Annotated in this window: 15 protein-coding genes; 10 read left to right on the top strand and 5 right to left on the bottom strand. The window is 63.3% G+C overall.

Annotation, left to right across the window (positions count from 1 at the left end; translation table 11 throughout):
• The 3 genes from KZZ07_RS14910 to KZZ07_RS14920 are packed head-to-tail and all read left to right on the top strand — an operon-like array spanning nucleotide 1 to nucleotide 3,789.
• On the top strand, nucleotides 1-288 hold the full coding sequence (locus tag KZZ07_RS14910; RefSeq protein WP_088715353.1) for a sarcosine oxidase subunit delta: 288 nt from the start codon (nucleotides 1-3) through the stop codon (nucleotides 286-288).
• Nucleotides 285-3,236 (top strand): sarcosine oxidase subunit alpha family protein, encoded by a 2,952-nt coding sequence (locus KZZ07_RS14915; RefSeq protein WP_219515267.1) that lies wholly within the window; start codon nucleotides 285-287, stop codon nucleotides 3,234-3,236. Before KZZ07_RS14910 ends, KZZ07_RS14915 begins: the two co-directional genes overlap by 4 nt.
• Complete coding sequence (locus KZZ07_RS14920; protein WP_219515269.1) at nucleotides 3,229-3,789, top strand: sarcosine oxidase subunit gamma; 561 nt, start codon at nucleotides 3,229-3,231, stop codon at nucleotides 3,787-3,789. Before KZZ07_RS14915 ends, KZZ07_RS14920 begins: the two co-directional genes overlap by 8 nt.
• Before the next feature lie 5 nt (nucleotides 3,790-3,794).
• On the opposite strand, the gene KZZ07_RS14925 is transcribed toward KZZ07_RS14920, so the two are convergent.
• The gene (locus KZZ07_RS14925) at nucleotides 3,795-4,784 is read right to left on the bottom strand and encodes a GlxA family transcriptional regulator (protein WP_219515272.1); all 990 of its coding nucleotides are present in this window, start codon (nucleotides 4,782-4,784) and stop codon (nucleotides 3,795-3,797) included.
• A gap of 154 nt (nucleotides 4,785-4,938) precedes the next feature.
• On the opposite strand from KZZ07_RS14925, the gene KZZ07_RS14930 reads away from it, so the two are divergent.
• Nucleotides 4,939-5,562, top strand: a complete 624-nt coding sequence (locus KZZ07_RS14930; RefSeq protein ID WP_370631179.1) for a helix-turn-helix domain-containing protein — start codon at nucleotides 4,939-4,941, stop codon at nucleotides 5,560-5,562.
• Nucleotides 5,563-5,622: 60 nt separating this feature from the next.
• Here KZZ07_RS14930 and dmmC read toward each other — a convergent pair whose 3' ends face one another.
• From dmmC to KZZ07_RS14950, 4 genes are all read right to left on the bottom strand, one after another.
• Nucleotides 5,623-6,690 carry a dimethylamine monooxygenase subunit DmmC gene (dmmC, locus tag KZZ07_RS14935; RefSeq protein ID WP_219515278.1) on the bottom strand — a complete coding sequence of 356 codons (1,068 nt, stop codon included), beginning with the start codon at nucleotides 6,688-6,690 and terminating at the stop codon, nucleotides 5,623-5,625.
• Nucleotides 6,691-6,701: 11 nt separating this feature from the next.
• Nucleotides 6,702-7,688 carry a PDR/VanB family oxidoreductase gene (locus tag KZZ07_RS14940; protein ID WP_219515280.1) on the bottom strand — a complete coding sequence of 329 codons (987 nt, stop codon included), beginning with the start codon at nucleotides 7,686-7,688 and terminating at the stop codon, nucleotides 6,702-6,704.
• On the bottom strand, nucleotides 7,685-8,293 hold the full coding sequence (gene dmmA, locus KZZ07_RS14945) for a dimethylamine monooxygenase subunit DmmA (protein ID WP_219515282.1): 609 nt from the start codon (nucleotides 8,291-8,293) through the stop codon (nucleotides 7,685-7,687). Before dmmA ends, KZZ07_RS14940 begins: the two co-directional genes overlap by 4 nt.
• A 76-nt stretch (nucleotides 8,294-8,369) precedes the next feature.
• Nucleotides 8,370-9,518 carry an aminomethyl transferase family protein gene (locus tag KZZ07_RS14950; RefSeq protein ID WP_219515284.1) on the bottom strand — a complete coding sequence of 383 codons (1,149 nt, stop codon included), beginning with the start codon at nucleotides 9,516-9,518 and terminating at the stop codon, nucleotides 8,370-8,372.
• Between the two features lie 250 nt (nucleotides 9,519-9,768).
• Here KZZ07_RS14950 and KZZ07_RS14955 point away from each other — a divergent pair, with 250 nt between their 5' ends.
• The 6 genes from KZZ07_RS14955 to glnT all read left to right on the top strand — a co-directional run bounded on the left by KZZ07_RS14955 (nucleotide 9,769) and on the right by glnT (nucleotide 15,942).
• Nucleotides 9,769-11,142 carry an ammonium transporter gene (locus tag KZZ07_RS14955; protein WP_219515286.1) on the top strand — a complete coding sequence of 458 codons (1,374 nt, stop codon included), beginning with the start codon at nucleotides 9,769-9,771 and terminating at the stop codon, nucleotides 11,140-11,142.
• 12 nt (nucleotides 11,143-11,154) lie between these two features.
• The gene (locus KZZ07_RS14960; protein WP_219515288.1) at nucleotides 11,155-11,373 is read left to right on the top strand and encodes a hypothetical protein; all 219 of its coding nucleotides are present in this window, start codon (nucleotides 11,155-11,157) and stop codon (nucleotides 11,371-11,373) included.
• Nucleotides 11,374-11,520: 147 nt separating this feature from the next.
• On the top strand, nucleotides 11,521-12,450 hold the full coding sequence (locus tag KZZ07_RS14965; RefSeq protein WP_219515290.1) for a class II glutamine amidotransferase: 930 nt from the start codon (nucleotides 11,521-11,523) through the stop codon (nucleotides 12,448-12,450).
• Nucleotides 12,450-13,127, top strand: coding sequence for a GltB/FmdC/FwdC-like GXGXG domain-containing protein (locus KZZ07_RS14970; RefSeq protein WP_219515306.1), 678 nt, complete (start codon nucleotides 12,450-12,452; stop codon nucleotides 13,125-13,127). The genes KZZ07_RS14965 and KZZ07_RS14970 overlap by 1 nt, the downstream gene beginning before the upstream one ends.
• 7 nt (nucleotides 13,128-13,134) lie before the next feature.
• Nucleotides 13,135-14,481 (top strand): FMN-binding glutamate synthase family protein, encoded by a 1,347-nt coding sequence (locus KZZ07_RS14975; protein ID WP_219515292.1) that lies wholly within the window; start codon nucleotides 13,135-13,137, stop codon nucleotides 14,479-14,481.
• A 105-nt stretch (nucleotides 14,482-14,586) separates the two neighbouring features.
• Nucleotides 14,587-15,942 (top strand): type III glutamate--ammonia ligase, encoded by a 1,356-nt coding sequence (gene glnT, locus KZZ07_RS14980; RefSeq protein WP_219515295.1) that lies wholly within the window; start codon nucleotides 14,587-14,589, stop codon nucleotides 15,940-15,942.
• Nucleotides 15,943-16,221 lie beyond the last annotated feature (279 nt).

Raw genomic sequence — 16,221 nt, forward strand, 5'->3', positions numbered from 1 at the left:
ATGCTGATAGACCACCCCATCCTCGGCCCCCGCGACGCTGCCGAGTTCGTCTACAAGGGCGACGCGATGCTCATCCACCGGCCCGACTGGCAGGCCGAGGATGCAGTCGCCCAATTCACCGACTATGGCTACCTGCGCGACAACCCGGCAGGTCTGCACCGCGAGTTGTGGTTCCACGAACAGGGCGACCGGTCCTGGCTGGTCGTGACCCGCGACACCACCACCCATGAAATCACCAAGGTAGAGCTGGCGCGCGATGTCGCGCGGGCCGAGGGGCGCTCCAGATGAGTGACAAGAACCGACTGAACGGCGGGTTGATCGAACGCAACAGGCCCATGTCCTTCACCTTCGACGGCAAGCGCTACAGCGGCTACGCCGGTGACACCCTGGCCTCGGCCCTGCTGGCCAATGGCGTGCGCCTGATGGGCCGGTCTTTCAAGTATCACCGCCCGCGCGGCCCCCTGACCGCCGGATCGGAAGAACCGAACGCGATTGTCGAACTCCGCGGTGGCGCCCGCAAGGAACCGAACACCCGCGCCACCACGGCGGAACTGTTCGATGGGCTGAGTGCCAATTCGCAGAACCGCTTTCCCTCGCTGAAATGGGACGCGATGGCGATCAACGACCGGCTGTCGACCTTCTTTGCCGCCGGGTTCTACTACAAGACCTTCATGTGGCCCGCCGCCTTCTGGGAAAAGCTCTACGAGCCGATGATCCGCCGCGCCGCGGGCCTTGGCACCCTGTCGCATGAGCCGGATCCAGACTGCTATGACAAGGGCTTTCTGCACTGCGACGTGCTGATCATCGGCGCCGGTCCCGCTGGCCTTGCCGCGGCTCTGACGGCAGGCGAATCCGGTGCCCGCGTGATCCTGGCGGACGAGGATTTCCTGCTGGGTGGGCGGCTGAACGCCGAAACCGGCCTGCTGGCGGACGAGGACGGCGTGGCCTGGGCCGCGCAGGCGGTGGCACGCCTGCGCTCCATGCCCAATGTGCGGGTCATGCCGCGCAGCACGGTCATCGGCGCCTTCGATCACGGCGTCTATGGCATGGTCGAACGTGTCAGCGACCACGTCGCGGAACCCGCCGCCGGCAAACCCCGCCAGATCCTGTGGCGGATCTATTCCAAGCGCGCGATCCTCTCTGCCGGGGCCACGGAACGGCCCATCGTCTTTGAGAACAACGACCGGCCCGGCATCATGCTGGCCTCGGCCATGCGCAGCTATGCCAACCGCTGGGCGGCAACGCCGGGCAAGGCCGTGGCCGTGTTCACCAACAACGACGACGGCCACCGCACCGCCGCCGACCTGCACGCCAAGGGCGTCAAGGTCACGGTGATCGACACCCGCCCCGACGCCGGGGTGAGCCCGGATTACGAGATCCTCTCCGGGGCGCAAGTCGTCGACACCAAGGGGCGGCTCGGCCTGAAATCCGTTGACGTGCAGCTGTCGAGCGGTGGCACCCGGACGCTCTTTGTCGATGGTTTGGGCGTCTCCGGCGGATGGAACCCCAACGTCCACATGACCTGCCACCAACGTGGGCGCCCCCAGTGGGACGAGAGGCTCTGCGCCTTTGTGCCGGGTGGCACCATGCCGACCGGCCTGATCCCGGCGGGCGCGGCCATTGGTGCCTTCAGCACCCATGCGGCGCTGAACTCGGGCCAGGACGCGGCGGCCACGGCCCTTGGCGACCTTGGCCTGACCGTCACGCGGCCCGACCTGCCAGGCGCAGAGGACGCGCCCGTGCGCGTCGCCCCCTTCTGGCACGTCAAGGGCGCCAAGCGCGCCTGGGTCGACCAACAGAACGACGTGACCGCCAAGGATGTGAAACTGGCCCACCAGGAGAACTTTACCTCGGTCGAACACCTGAAGCGCTACACGACGCTGGGCATGGCCACGGATCAGGGCAAGACGTCGAACATCGCCGGTCTGGCCATCATGGCAGAGGTCGCGGGCAAGCAGATCCCCGAAGTTGGCACCACCATGTTCCGCCCGCCCTACACGCCCACCGCCATCGGCGTGCTGGCTGGCCGGTCACGGGACAAGGATTTCCGCCCGGTTCGCAAGACGCCCAGCCACTACTGGGCCGAGGAACAAGGCGCGGTCTTTGTCGAGGTCGGCATGTGGCTGCGTGCGCAGTGGTTCCCGAAACCCGGTGAAACCCACTGGCGCGAAAGCGTTGACCGCGAGGTGTTGCAAACCCGGAAATCGGTCGGCGTCTGTGACTGTACCACGTTGGGCAAGATCGACGTGCAGGGTGCGGACGCGGCAGAGTTCCTGAACAAGATCTATGCCAACGGCTTTGCCAAGCTGGCGGTGGGCAAGACCCGCTATGGCCTTATGCTGCGCGAAGACGGCATCGCGATGGACGACGGCACCGCCGGTCGACTGGCCGAGGATCACTTTGTCGTCACGACCACCACGGCCAACGCCGTTCCGGTCTTCCGGCACATGGAGTTCATACGCCAGTGCCTGTACCCGGACATGGACGTGCAGCTGATCTCGACCACCGAGGCCTGGGCGCAATATGCCGTCGCCGGTCCCAACTCGCGCAAGCTGCTGCAAAAGATCGTCGATCCAGAGTTCGACATCTCGAACGAGGGCTTCCCCTTCATGGCCTGTGGCGAGATCACGGTCTGCGGCGGGTTGCGGGCGCGACTGTTCCGGATCTCCTTCTCTGGCGAACTGGCCTTCGAAATTGCGGTGCCGACCCGTTATGGCGATGCGTTGATGCGCCGCCTGATGAAGGAGGGCAAGGAATTCGACGTAACCCCCTACGGCACCGAAGCGCTGTCCGTCATGCGGATCGAAAAGGGCCACGCGGCGGGCAATGAGCTGAACGGGACCACGACCGCCTTCAACCTCGGCATGGGCCGGATGGTGTCCAAGAAAAAGGACTCGATCGGCTCCACCCTGTCGGAACGTCCCGGCCTGAACGAGGAGGATGCGCTGAAGCTGGTCGGGTTCAAGCCGGTCAACGCAGAGCACAAGGTGCCCGCAGGCGCACACCTGATGACCAAGGGGGCCCCCGTCGATGCGGCACATGACCAGGGCTATGTCACGTCGGCCTGTTATTCGCCGAACCTCGGCTGCCATATCGGCATCGGCTACCTGAAATCCGGCGATACCCGCCTGGGCGAGGTCGTGCGCCTCGTCAGCCCGCTGACCGGTGTCGACCACGATGTCGAAGTCGTCAGTGCCCATTTCGTCGACCCAGAGGGGGAACGTCTCCGTGCATGATCTGAAACCCATCACTCCGCTCGGCGCCGCCGACCCTCGCGTCGACAATGTCGGCCCGCTCACCCTGACCGAGGTCACCTCGGTCGCGCTGGCCTCTGTCGCCGCGCGGCTGGGATCCGAGGAGGCGACCCGCAAGACGCTTGGCGAGTTGATCGGAGCAGAGGCCCCTGCCCCGTCACGTCATACCGGGGACATGCTCTTGGCCTTCTGGACCGGCCCGGATCAGTGGATGGTCGAGGCCCCCATCGCCACGCATGAGGACCTGGCGCATCGGCTTGTCGCGGCCTTTGGCAGCACTGCCAGCGTGACCGAACAGACCGATGCCTGGTGCCGATTTGACCTGAAGGGGGATGACTACCCGGCAATGATGGAACGGCTTTGCGCCATTGACCTGGGCAATTGGCAAGGCGGCGAGGTGCAGCGCACCACCATCGACCACCTGGGCTGTTTCGTTCTTGCGCGCGATGCCCGCACCCTGTCTGTGATCGGTCCGCGCAGTTCTGCCGGATCTCTGCATCACGCGTTGATCACCGCCTGCCGGTCGGTGTTCTGAATGGATCAGACCGAGGGCACCGGACGGTTGCCCTCGGTTCTGTAGAGGTTGATCCGCTTGCGATCTTCCTGCGGGCTCAATCCGTATTCGGCCCGATAATGACGGGTGAAATGCTTGGCGCTGGCATAGCCCACCGCAGCGGCCACATCCGCCACCGCATCGTTGGTATACATGACGATCTGCCGCGCTGCCTGCATCCTGAGCCAGCGGAAATAGGTGGTCGGGTTCTGACCCGTCGCCTGTTTGAAACTGCGTTCAAGATGGCGCGGCGAAATCTCCAGCCGCTCTGCCAATTCGGCGACGGAAACCGGTGTCGACATGTCGGCGGCAAAGACCTCGATCGCGCGGGACACGATGGGCGACAGATCATCCTGTATGCTGCCGGTCAAATGCACCGGCACCGATTGCTTGACCCCGATCTTGCGCATCATCGGGTGCTGGAACCAGCACGCCACCTCTGTTGCCACATGCCCCCCCAGTGCCGCGTCAATGAACCCCAATGCCAGGTCAAAGGCCGCGGCCGCGCCAGAGGCCGTGACGCAACGTCGTGAGACCTCGATCACCTCGTCGCTATAGGCAATTTCCGGGAATTCGGTGGCAAAGGCCGCCTCATAGCACCAATGAACGGACAGTCTTTCGCCCGTGACCGCACCACTTCGGACCAGCGGGAACACCCCTCCGCTGATGGCGCCAAGGGTGCAACCGTGTCGCCCGAGCCGCCGCAGGTGCGCCGCGCTGCGCGGGTCGGCAAACTTGACCGCGGGCGCCGCGAGCAACAGCAGGTAATCCACCTCTTCCACGTCCTCCAGCAGTGTCTGCGGTTCGAACGGGATCCCGGCGCTGGACTGGACCGCCTCGGGCACTTCAGCCACCAGTGTCCATTCAAAGGCGGCTGTGCGCGAAATCTCGTTCGCGGCGCGCAAGGGTTCGATCACCGATGTCAGGCAGGCCATCGGGAATCCCGGGAACAGGAGGAAGCCGATCTTCTTTGTCATCAGAACCAATCTCCGACCAATCCGACCAATTTTTAACCACAGGAATATTTTTTTGCAATGGAGTGAATTTTCGCTACATTAAGACCATGTACACGTGACCGGAATTTGAGGCCAAATCCAGAGAGATCGCATGAATCTAGAGTCGTCGAAACCCATGACCAAACTCATCCAGGATCCGCACAGCCTGCGCGAGGAACGTGAGAAGGTATTGGAAGTCGCCATCGGTCGCGAAGTCCGTGCCTATCGTAAACAACAGGGCATCACCGTTGCCGAACTGTCCAGGCTGACGGACCTGTCCATCGGGATGCTGTCCAAGATCGAGAACGGCAACACCTCGCCTTCCCTGACCACCTTGCAGACTCTGGCCAATGCCCTTTCGGTCCCGCTGACTGCCTTTTTCAAGGGTTACGAGGAACGCCGCGAAGCCGTGCACACCAAGGCCGGCAAAGGCCTGGAAATCGAGCGCGCCGGCACCCGCGCGGGCCATCAGTACAACCTTCTGGGCCATATCGGGTCGAACTCCAGCGGCGTGATCGTCGAGCCGTATCTCATCACGCTGAACACCGAGGCCGACACTTTCAAGACCTTTCAGCATGACGGGATCGAGATGATCTACATGCTCGAAGGCAAGCTGGGCTACCTGCATGGCAACCAGCATTACCCGCTGGAACCGGGCGATACGCTGTTCTTTGACGCTGACGCGCCTCATGGGCCGGAAGTGCTGACCGAACTGCCCGCGCGCTACCTTTCGATCATCTGCTATCCGCAAAAGACCTGATCACCGGCTCCGGTGACGCAAAAAGCCCCCGCATTGCGGGGGCTTTTCCGTTTGGTCCTGTCACTTCTGCAGCGGCGGCTCGGTATCGAGGTCCGGCCAGACACCGGGCGAGGTCGGCAAGCCGTCGTCATACTGGCTGAGATAGTCCAGCATCATCGGGCGGTTGTCGATGAACCCCTTGTAGGTCGCCAGTTCTTCCGGCAGGTCGCGGATCACACGGTGCAGGCGGCGGCCCCATTTCGGAATGGTGACAATGTCCTGGAAGGCGATCAGGTAGCACCGGATCGGGAACAGCAGCGCGTTGGAGCGCGGCAGCCGGTAAAAGGTCTGCAGCTCGACCCGCAGATGCTGTTTCGACCCGATGTTCTGGGGCGTCAGGGTCGATTTCTGCACACCCCACTTGTGATAGTTTTCGGGCGAGGTATCCAGCAGCGGATTGACCGTCATGGTCCAGTTCAACCGCCGCGCCGGGGCGCCCTGCTGGACGTTGAGCAGGAATTTCAGCGCCCGCTTGAAGATCCCCATCTCATGCGCCAGCGGCACGGGAGCGTGCCACTCGAAGAAATCCATGCCGATGTCGAAATCCAGACTCCAGTCCGCCTGGGTCGTGATCATGCCCGCGTCCATGTAGAGCATGTCGTTGCGCTGATCGAGGACCGCATAATCGCCCTGCGCCTGACGCGTGATGTATTCCAGCGGCCCGCAGGGCAGCGTCGTCTCATCGAGGAAGGTGAAGGTGTGGTCGATCCCCATCGGCTTGTTGATCCAGCGCCAGCGGTCGCCGTCGCGATGCAGCTCGAACAGGTCGGGATAGTCCTCGGACTTGGACACCATGATCAGTTCCAGCGTGTCCCAGCCGGCCAGCGTCATATGCGGCAGCGACTGGCACCGCAGCGGATCGTCGGCCAGCACGATGGCGCGGTCCCGCATTTCCGAGACATAATGCTCGTCCACGTCGAAGCGCTTTTCGTATACCGACCCCTCCGGCCCGCCCCGGTGCTGCTCCATGTTCACCGAGTACATGTAGCTGTCTTCGTGGAACGGGAACGGAAAGCGCTTGATGGCCCAGTCCGAATTCCGGAACGAATAATCGTCGCGGAAGGTCTCTTCGTTGAATTGAATCGTCATGGTCGCTTTCCCTATCGGTCCAGAACCAGCGTCTTGCCGACAAAGCGGCTGACGCAGGGCATGATCTTCTTACCGCTGGCGTGGTCGTCGTCATCCAGCCAGTGATCGCGGTGGATGAACTCGCCATCGGCCTCGACGACATCGGTCTCGCACTGACCGCAGGCACCGCCACGGCACAGGAAGGGCGCCTCGACGCCGCAGCGTTCGATCGCCTCCAGCAGGCTTTCGTGTTCGCCCACCTGGATGGTGATGTCGGACTTGCACAGGCGTACCTCGAAGGGTTTGCCGGGCTGCGGGGCCAGGAACTCCTCGGAATGCACGTTCTCGTCCGGCCAGCCATGCGCGGCGGCGGTCTTGTGCACCCATTGGATCATGCCCTGCGGACCGCAGACGTAGACATGCGTGCCCAGCGGTTGACCGTCCAGCAGATCCTCCAGCGCGATGGCCTGCTTCTTGTCGTCGTAGTAGACGTGCACCTTGTTCGGATGGCGCGAGGTCAGCTCATCCACATAGGTGCCCAGGGCCTCGCTGCGGCAAGCATAGTGCAGCTCCCAGGCGCCGCCCATCCGTTCCAGGTACGCGATCATCGCCATGAAGGGCGTGATGCCGATACCGCCGGCAAGGAAGACATGCTTGCGTCCGCGCAGGTCCAGCGGAAACAGGTTCACCGGATAGGTGATCGTCATGGTGTCGCCGACCTTGACCTTGCGGTGCATGAACAGCGAGCCGCCACGGCCCTCGTCATCCCGCCGGACGGAGATGGCGTATTTGGTCGAATCCGCCGGATCGGACATCAGCGAATAGGGGTTGAGACGCGTGCGACCGTCGTCGTTCATCTCGACCACGGTATGCGCGCCCGCCGAGAACGGCGGAAAGGGCAAACCGTCACGGCGCGTGAATTCGAACCGGGTGACCAGATCGTTCAGGGGGACAATGGCGCTGACCTCGACCTCGATCTTTTCGGCGCCTGCCTTGGCTTTCTGGGGGGCAGCACTCATTTGTATAGCTCCACGGGTTCGGGCACGTTTCCGGGATCCTCGGCGTCCACGCAGACACCCTGGAAGGCGGCCAGCCGGCGCGAGTAGTGATCGCGCACGAACAGGTTCAGCCCGCAATGCGAACAGACAAAGGGATCGGTCATCACGTCCTCGGTGATGCCCTTGCAGTGCACGCATTGCATCCGGCGCGCGACAGAGCCGCGGTGTTCGGTCTGGATCGCGGAATGCGGGATGCCCGCGGTCATCGCCTCGTTCTGGGCCTGGCCCATCAACCCTTCTGTCCCGGCCAGGTAAACCTGCAGACCCATGTGAGCGTCCGACAACACCCGTCGGATGCGCTGGACAGAGGCCTCGTAGGTCGGGCCGACATAGAACTGCGCCGGTTCCAGCGCCTTCAGCCGGTCGACATAGGTGTCGCCGGTGTCCTTGGGAATATAGATGATATGAGCCGCGCGAAAGATCGCCGCGTCCTGCGCCGCGAGGTCCAGCAACGCCTCGGCGCCCTCCGCATCCGCGATCATCAGATGCGCCTTACCCGGCCGAGGTTCGAGCGTGCCATAGACCGGCCGGCTCCTGATACTTTCGGGGAATTGGAATTTCGACATGCTGCCGTGTCTCCCTTGGGATTCTTGGTGGCAAAAAGGCGCGTCCCGGGGGTCGCGCCTTCTGCATGGCCGGGCGTCAGCCCTTGGCGGTGCGGATCTTCTTGTCCTTGTCGTAGAAGGGCATTTCTTCTGCGACACAGGGGATTTCGGTGCCATCCGCGTTGCGCACCGTCATCTTGGTCCCGGGGACCGCACAGTCGACCGGCATCCGCGCGATCCCGACGGTGTGATCGAACAGGTCCGACCGCATGCCGTAGGTCACGACGCCCACCGGCTTGCCGTCCTTGAGCAGTTCCGCGCCCTCGTCTGCGGCAGTGGTGCCTTCCAGGCGGACACCGTAGATCTTGAACCGCTCCTTGCCTTCCAGCGCATAGTGGTTTTCGGCGCCGCGAAAGCCCTTCTTGCCGGGAGAGACCGTGAACTCCAGTCCCAGTTCCCACAGCGAGTCGCCGCAGGCGCTGCCATCGGCAAAGGGATAGGTTTCCGAGTTGTCGCCCGGGTAGAACAGCAGGTAGCTTTCGGTCCGCAGCAGGTCGAGGGTCGAGAACTGGACCGGGCGGATGCCCATGTCTTTGCCGTCTTCGAGGATAGCATCCCAAAGTTCGATCGCGTGGCGCCCTTCGCAGAAGATCTCGTAGCCGCGTTCGCCGGTATAGCCGGTGCGCGAAATCATGACGGGCTTGCCGAACAGTTTGGTCTGGATGATGCCGAAATAGGCCAGGTCACGGATGCCCGCGACGTGCTTTTCCAGAAAGTCCACGGCCACCGGCCCCTGCAGCGACATGTCGTGCAAATCGTCGTCGAAGATCATCGAGACGTTCTTGCCGTAGGCGGCCATGGCCAGGCTTTCGTGGCCAGCCCCGGTGCCGTGCACCAGCAGCCAGTAGTTGACCGAGACGCGGTAGATCACGCAGTCGTCGATGAACAGGCCACGGTCGTCCAGCATCGCCGCATAGACCGCGCGGCCCGGCATCAGCTTGTCCACGTTGCGGGTGGTGGCGCGGTCGATCACGGCCGCCGCATGGGGACCGCTGAGGTGAATCTTCTTGAGGCCGGACACGTCCATCAGGCCGGCCTTGGTGCGCACTGCCTCGTAGTCGGCCTTGGCGCGTTCGTCGGTGTGGTCATAGAACCAGGCGGTTCCCATGCCGTTCCAGTCTTCCAGTTCACCGCCGATTTCCGCATGGCGCTGAGCCAGCGCCGACGTCCTGTAGATGATCGCCATTCCTTGTCTCCCTGACTCTGAGGTTTGGAGATATTGAGACCGATCCGTCGAGAAAAATCAATACCTGCGTTAAGATTATTTTCCTGACGGGAAACGCATCACAAGCATGACGGTCAGATCGACCATAGGGAAAGATTGCCACAAATCCACCCTGCGAGTGAAATAAATTTGACATGATGAATGATTTTCCCTTCCTATTGGTGAAATAAATTGCACGAAAATCAAAATCCAACACACAGGGAGATACATAATGGATGGCAACCTGAACGCCCTGACCACGGTGTTCACCGAGTTTTACTACTGGGTGACCGTGGTCTTCATGTTCCTGATTCACGTCGGGTTCTGCATGTATGAGGTCGGCGCCAGCCGTCGGCGCAACCACATGCATACGCTCATGAAAAACGTCATGGTGATCCCGCTGGTCACAGTCACGTTCTTCTTCTTCGGATGGTGGATCTACTGGGCTTTCCCGATGTTCCCCTTCTTCGGCGGGCTCGACCACGAGATGGGCTCTGGCAACCTGCCCTGGGCGGAAACGATGGGCCCGAACGCCGCTGACCGAATCACCGGCGTGTTCTGGGCGGCCTTCCTGCTGTTCTCCTGGACCGCGGCCTCGATCGTGTCGGGGGCCGTGATCGAACGCATCCGCTCTTCCGCGCTTTGGGTGCATGCGGTGCTGATCGGCTCTGTCTGGTGGATCATCGATGCCGCCTGGGGCTGGCATTATGGCGGCTGGATGGTGAAATACCTCGGCTATCACGATGCCTATGCATCCGGGGTGATTCACGCGATCGCGGGCGGCTACGCTCTCGGCGTGATCGCGGTTCTCGGCCCGCGCATCGGCAAATTCGCCAAGGACGGCACGCCGCGGGATATCCCGCCGCACAACCCCTGGATGCTGACCATCGGCATCTTCCTGATCTACACCGGCTTCTGGGGTTTCTACGCGGCCTGCAACGTGCCCGTGATCTCTCCTGAAGGCATCGGCGGCCAGATCACCGGCACCACCTGGACAGCCACCAACATCTACCTGGCCCCGACATCCCTGTCCGGGATCACCTTCAACTTCCTGATGTCGCTCTCGGGCGGCCTGATGGCGGCCTATGTCGTGTCCAAGGGCGATGCCTTCTGGACCTTCTCGGGCGGCCTTGCCGGGGTCATCACCGCGTCTGCGGGCAATGACCTTTACCATCCGGTGCAGGCCATGCTGATCGCCGCCGTCGGCGTGGTCATCGTCTACCGCCTGCACTTCTGGGTCGAACGCCGGTTCAAGCTGGACGACGCCGTAGGCGCGGTCGCGGTGCATGGATATGCCGGGTTCGTCGGCCTGATCATCGCGGGCTTTGTCCTCTGGGGGGCGCCGTCGTCGCCTTATGAAGGCTATGCGACGGTCAATCCTCTGGGCCAGTTCATCGGTGCATTGATCATGTTCTTTGGCCTTGGGTTCCTGCCCGCCTTTGCCGTGTCCAAAATTCAGGCAGCGATGGGCGTGTTGCGGATCCCCGAAGAGGTCGAGCTTGAAGGTCTCGATTACGCCGAACACCATGCCTACGAAGAAGCCAAGGAGGCCATCATCGAGGCCGACAAGGCGCATCTGGCCACCAAACTCACCCCCGCAGAATAAGGAGCGTCCGCTATGTCCTCGATTGGTTACGAAAGCTGGGCCGTAGACCTGGCCGATGTCGGCCCGATCTACCCCTTCCAGGGGTACGAAGTCCTGATGGTCGCGATTGGCGTGATCTTCTGGCTGGGTTGGCACCGCATTCAGTTCGTGCGGGAAAACGAGCACCTGGAACGTGCCAAGAAACGCGCATTGGACCATGAGAAGGTCCAGCAAAGCGTCGAACGGTACTGAGCCCTGGACCGGCAAGGGTGGGTCATGCACCCACCCTTGCCTCTCAGGAATATTTTTTTCATCATAGTTGCGGCAGCGCTTTTCCGGTGCTAGCCTGAACCGGTCAGCCCGAACCGGGTAGAATCAAGAAAGTGGAGCGACACCAGAATGTGCGGAATTGTCGGACTGTTCCTGAAGGACAAGGCGCTAGAGCCCCAGCTGGGTGCCTTGCTCACCGATATGCTGATCACCATGACCGACCGCGGCCCTGACAGCGCCGGCATCGCGATCTACGGCGCCGAAGATACCTCGGCCTCGAAACTGACCGTCCAGGCCGAAGACCCGGACACGGCCTTTGACGGCCTGGCGGACAAGATGGCCGCAGCCCTCGGCGGCCCGGTCACCCTGACCCGCAACGACACCCACGCGGTGCTGCGCGTCCCCGCCGGCAAGGCCGAAGAGGCCCGCACCGCGCTGCGCGAGGTTGCGCCGGACGTCCGCGCGATGTCCTTTGGCGACACGCTGGAAATCTACAAGGAAGTCGGCCTGCCCAAGGACGTGGCGGCCCGTTTCGACATCGCCAAGATGTCGGGCACCCACGGCATCGGCCACACCCGCATGGCGACTGAATCCGCGGTGACGACGCTGGGCGCGCACCCGTTCAACACCGGCTTGGACCAGTGCCTGGTGCACAATGGCTCGCTCTCGAACCACAACTCGCTGCGCCGCAAGCTGCAGCGCGAGGGCATCCACATCGAGACCAAGAACGACACCGAGGTCGGCGCGGCCTACCTGACCTGGAAGATGCAGAACGGCGCGACCCTGGGCGAAGCGCTCGAGGCCTCGCTGGAGGACCTCGACGGTTTCTTCAACTTCGTCGTCGGCACCAAGGACGGCTTCGGCGTCGTCCGTGACCCGATTGCCTGCAAGCCCGCCGTCATGGCGGAAACCGATCAATACGTGGCCTTCGGCTCGGAGTATCGCGCGCTGGTGAACCTGCCGGGCATCGAAACCGCCCGCGTCTGGGAACCCGAACCCGCGACCGTTTACTTCTGGACCCACGACCAGGCCCCCACCCCTAGCAAGAAGGCGGCATGATGCAGACTTACGATCTTCAAGCCAATGGCCTGCGCGAGCTGAACGCCGCGCTGCATGCACAGGCGAATGACACCAACCAGACCAGCTGGGAAATCGTGAACCCGCGCGGAAGCCACGCCGTGGCTGTCGGCCTCGACGCCCCGATCGAGGTCAGCGTCAAGGGATCGACCGGCTACTACACCGCCGGCATGAACAAGCAGGCGACCGTGCATGTGCACGGCTCCGCCGGCCCCGGCGTCGCCGAGAACATGATGTCCGGCACCGTAGTCGTCGAAGGCGACGCCAGCCAGTACGCCGGTGCCACCGGCCACGGCGGCCTGCTGGTCATCAAGGGCAACGCAAGCTCGCGCTGCGGGATCTCCATGAAGGGGATCAACATCGTGGTGCACGGCAACGTCGGCCATATGTCCGCCTTCATGGCCCAGTCCGGCAACCTGGTGGTCTGCGGTGACGCGGGCGATGCCCTGGGCGACTCTATCTACGAGGCGCGCCTCTTCGTGCGCGGCTCGGTGAAATCGCTGGGCGCGGACTGCATCGAGAAAGAGATGCGCCCCGAACACATCGAGATCCTGCGCGACCTGCTGGACCGCGCGGGCAGCGATGCCAAACCCGAAGAGTTCAAGCGGTACGGTTCGGCTCGCCAGCTGTACAACTTCAAAATCGACAACGCGTATTGAGGGAGACATGAGCGTGAAAGACATCAAGGACAAGACGCCCCCTCGGACGATGCCCATCCAGTCGGCGACCTTCTCGAACCCGATCAACGCCGAGATCCGCCGCGCGGCGGCAACCGGCATCTACGACATCCGCGGCGGCGGCGCCAAGCGCCGGGTCCCGCATTTCGATGACCTGCTGTTCCTCGGCGCCTCGGTCTCGCGTTACCCGCTCGAAGGCTACCGCGAGAAATGCGACACCAAAGTGACGCTGGGCACACGTTTCGCCAAGAAGCCGATCGAACTGGATATCCCGATCACCATCGCGGGCATGTCCTTCGGCGCCCTCTCGGGTCCCGCGAAAGAGGCCCTGGGCCGCGGCGCTTCGGCGGCGGGCACCTCGACGACCACCGGTGACGGCGGCATGACCCCGGAAGAACGCGGTCACTCCACCAAGCTGGTCTATCAGTACCTGCCTTCGCGCTACGGGATGAACCCCGACGACCTGCGCAAGGCGGATGCGATCGAGGTCGTGGTCGGCCAGGGCGCCAAGCCCGGCGGCGGCGGCATGCTGCTGGGTCAGAAGATCAGCGACCGCGTGGCCGAGATGCGTAACCTGCCCAAGGGCATCGACCAGCGCTCGGCTTGCCGTCACCCGGACTGGACCGGCCCGGACGATCTGGAGATCAAGATCCTCGAACTGCGCGAGATCACGGCCTGGGAAAAACCGATCTATGTCAAGGTCGGCGGCACCCGCCCCTACTATGACACCGCGCTGGCGGTGAAGGCCGGGGCAGACGTGGTGGTTCTGGACGGCATGCAGGGCGGCACCGCCGCCACCCAGGACGTGTTCATCGAACATGTCGGCCTGCCGACGCTGGCCTGCATCCGCCCCGCGGTTCAGGCCCTGCAGGACCTGGGCGTCCACCGCGAGGTTCAGCTGGTGGTGTCCGGCGGCATCCGCACCGGTGCCGACGTGGCCAAGGCCATGGCCCTTGGCGCCGACGCGGTCGCCATCGGCACCGCCGCGCTGATCGCCCTGGGCGACAACGACCCGCGCTGGGAATCCGAGTACCAGAAGCTGGGCAGCACCGCTGGCGCCTACGACGACTGGCACGAAGGCCAGGACCCGGCCGGGATCACCACCCAGGACGCCGAGCTGCAAAAGCGTCTGGACCCGATCGAAGCCGGGCGGCACCTGCGCAACTATCTCAGCGTCATGACGCTGGAGGCGCAGACCATCGCCCGCGCCTGTGGCCACAACAACCTGCACAACCTCGAACCCGAGGACCTGTGCGCGCTGACGATGGAAGCGGCGGCAATGGCCCGCGTCCCACTCGCCGGCACCGAATGGTACCCCGGCAAACCCGGCTTCTGAAACAACACGGCGCGGCCTCTTGTAAGAGGCTGCGCCGCTTCACAAGATGGTGCGCAAACACGATGACGCCCATCGCGAAACGATAGGACAGAGAGGATGACAAAAATGGCAAAAGATCAGGCCGCGCCGGACGCAAAGATCGACCTCGCCACCTACGCCGCTGAACGCGGCGTCAAGTATTTCATGATCTCCTTCACCGACCTCTTCGGTGGACAACGGGCCAAGCTGGTGCCTGCGGCGGCCATTGCCGACATGCAGGAAGACGGCGCAGGTTTCGCCGGCTTCGCGACCTGGCTGGACCTGACCCCGGCCCACCCCGACATGCTGGCGGTTCCGGATCCGTCTTCTGTCATCCAGCTGCCCTGGCAGACCGACGTCGCCTGGGTCGCCGCCGACTGCGTGATGGAAGGCAAACCCGTTGAGCAGGCTCCGCGGAACGTGCTGAAGCGCCTGATCGCCGAAGCCGCCGAAGAAGGCCTGCACGTCAAGACCGGTATCGAAGCCGAATTCTTCCTGCTGACGCCGGAAGGCGACGAAATCTCGGACCCCTTCGATACCGCCGCCAAGCCCTGCTACGACCAGCAGGCGGTGATGCGCCGCTACGACGTGGTGCGCGAGGTTGGCGACTACATGCTGGACCTCGGCTGGAAGCCCTACCAGACCGACCACGAGGACGCCAATGGCCAGTTCGAGATGAACTGGGAATTCGGCGACGTCCTCAAGACCGCCGACCAGCACTCCTTCTTCAAGTTCATGGTCAAATCCGTCGCCGAAAAGCACGGTTACCGCGCGACCTTCATGCCCAAGCCCATAGAGGGCCTGACCGGCAATGGCTGCCACGCGCATGTTTCGGTCTGGGATGCCCCCGGTGACGCGGCCAAGGTCAACGTCTTTGCTGGCGACGGCGAAGGCCAAACCGGCGAGGTCGGCCTGTCGGAGCGCGGCAAGCACTTCCTCGGCGGCATCATGAAGCATGCCAGCGCGCTGGCGGCGATCACCAACCCGACCGTCAACAGCTACAAGCGCATCAACGCGCCGCGCACCATGTCCGGGGCCACCTGGGCGCCCAACACCGTGACCTGGACCGGTAACAACCGCACGCACATGGTGCGTGTTCCCGGCCCCGGCCGGTTCGAACTGCGCCTGCCCGACGGCGCCGTGAACCCCTACCTGCTGCAAGCGGTGATCATCGCCGCGGGACTGTCGGGGATCCACACCAAGGCCGACCCCGGCAAGCGCCACGACATCGACATGTACGCCGAAGGCCACAAGGTCCGTGGCGCGCCCAAGCTGCCCCTGAACATGCTCGACGCGATCCGTGAGTATGACAAGGACAAGGAGCTGAAGAAGATGATGGGCGCGGATTTCTCGTCTTCCTACATCAAGATGAAGATGCAGGAGTGGAATTCCTTCGTGACCCACTTCAGCCGCTGGGAGCGCGAGCACACGCTCGACATCTGAGGCGTCCCCCCTCGCCCCAGATCCGAAAGGCCGCTGCGTTTCGCAGCGGCCTTTCTCTTTTGGCGCATCAAGCAAGAGTGGCGCCGAAAAAAAGGCGGATCACGATGATATCGTGATCCGCCGCAACCGGGCTTCGAGGGTGGAAGGGCGGCCTCAGAGGTCCGGGTAGATGGGGAATCGTTTACAGAGGGCCTCGACCTCTGCCTTGACCTTGGCTTCGACCGCGCCGTTGTTGTCCTCGCCGTTGGCGGCCAGGCCGTCGACGACCTCGATGATCCA

This window comes from Mameliella sp. CS4 (genome assembly GCF_019392335.1).
In the GTDB taxonomy this organism is placed as follows: domain Bacteria; phylum Pseudomonadota; class Alphaproteobacteria; order Rhodobacterales; family Rhodobacteraceae; genus Antarctobacter.

What these genes read in the sequence shown, in the direction of transcription:
- KZZ07_RS14910 (WP_088715353.1), top strand. Translation starts at nt 1, where the DNA reads ATGCTGATAGACCACCCCATCCTCGGCCCCCGCGACGCTGCCGAGTTC.
- KZZ07_RS14915 (WP_219515267.1), top strand. Translation starts at nt 285, where the DNA reads ATGAGTGACAAGAACCGACTGAACGGCGGGTTGATCGAACGCAACAGG.
- KZZ07_RS14925 (WP_219515272.1), bottom strand. Translation starts at nt 4,784, where the DNA reads ATGACAAAGAAGATCGGCTTCCTCCTGTTCCCGGGATTCCCGATGGCC.
- KZZ07_RS14930 (WP_370631179.1), top strand. Translation starts at nt 4,939, where the DNA reads ATGACCAAACTCATCCAGGATCCGCACAGCCTGCGCGAGGAACGTGAG.
- dmmC (WP_219515278.1), bottom strand. Translation starts at nt 6,690, where the DNA reads ATGACGATTCAATTCAACGAAGAGACCTTCCGCGACGATTATTCGTTC.
- KZZ07_RS14940 (WP_219515280.1), bottom strand. Translation starts at nt 7,688, where the DNA reads ATGAGTGCTGCCCCCCAGAAAGCCAAGGCAGGCGCCGAAAAGATCGAG.
- dmmA (WP_219515282.1), bottom strand. Translation starts at nt 8,293, where the DNA reads ATGTCGAAATTCCAATTCCCCGAAAGTATCAGGAGCCGGCCGGTCTAT.
- KZZ07_RS14950 (WP_219515284.1), bottom strand. Translation starts at nt 9,518, where the DNA reads ATGGCGATCATCTACAGGACGTCGGCGCTGGCTCAGCGCCATGCGGAA.
- KZZ07_RS14955 (WP_219515286.1), top strand. Translation starts at nt 9,769, where the DNA reads ATGGATGGCAACCTGAACGCCCTGACCACGGTGTTCACCGAGTTTTAC.
- KZZ07_RS14960 (WP_219515288.1), top strand. Translation starts at nt 11,155, where the DNA reads ATGTCCTCGATTGGTTACGAAAGCTGGGCCGTAGACCTGGCCGATGTC.
- KZZ07_RS14965 (WP_219515290.1), top strand. Translation starts at nt 11,521, where the DNA reads ATGTGCGGAATTGTCGGACTGTTCCTGAAGGACAAGGCGCTAGAGCCC.
- KZZ07_RS14970 (WP_219515306.1), top strand. Translation starts at nt 12,450, where the DNA reads ATGCAGACTTACGATCTTCAAGCCAATGGCCTGCGCGAGCTGAACGCC.
- KZZ07_RS14975 (WP_219515292.1), top strand. Translation starts at nt 13,135, where the DNA reads ATGAGCGTGAAAGACATCAAGGACAAGACGCCCCCTCGGACGATGCCC.
- glnT (WP_219515295.1), top strand. Translation starts at nt 14,587, where the DNA reads ATGGCAAAAGATCAGGCCGCGCCGGACGCAAAGATCGACCTCGCCACC.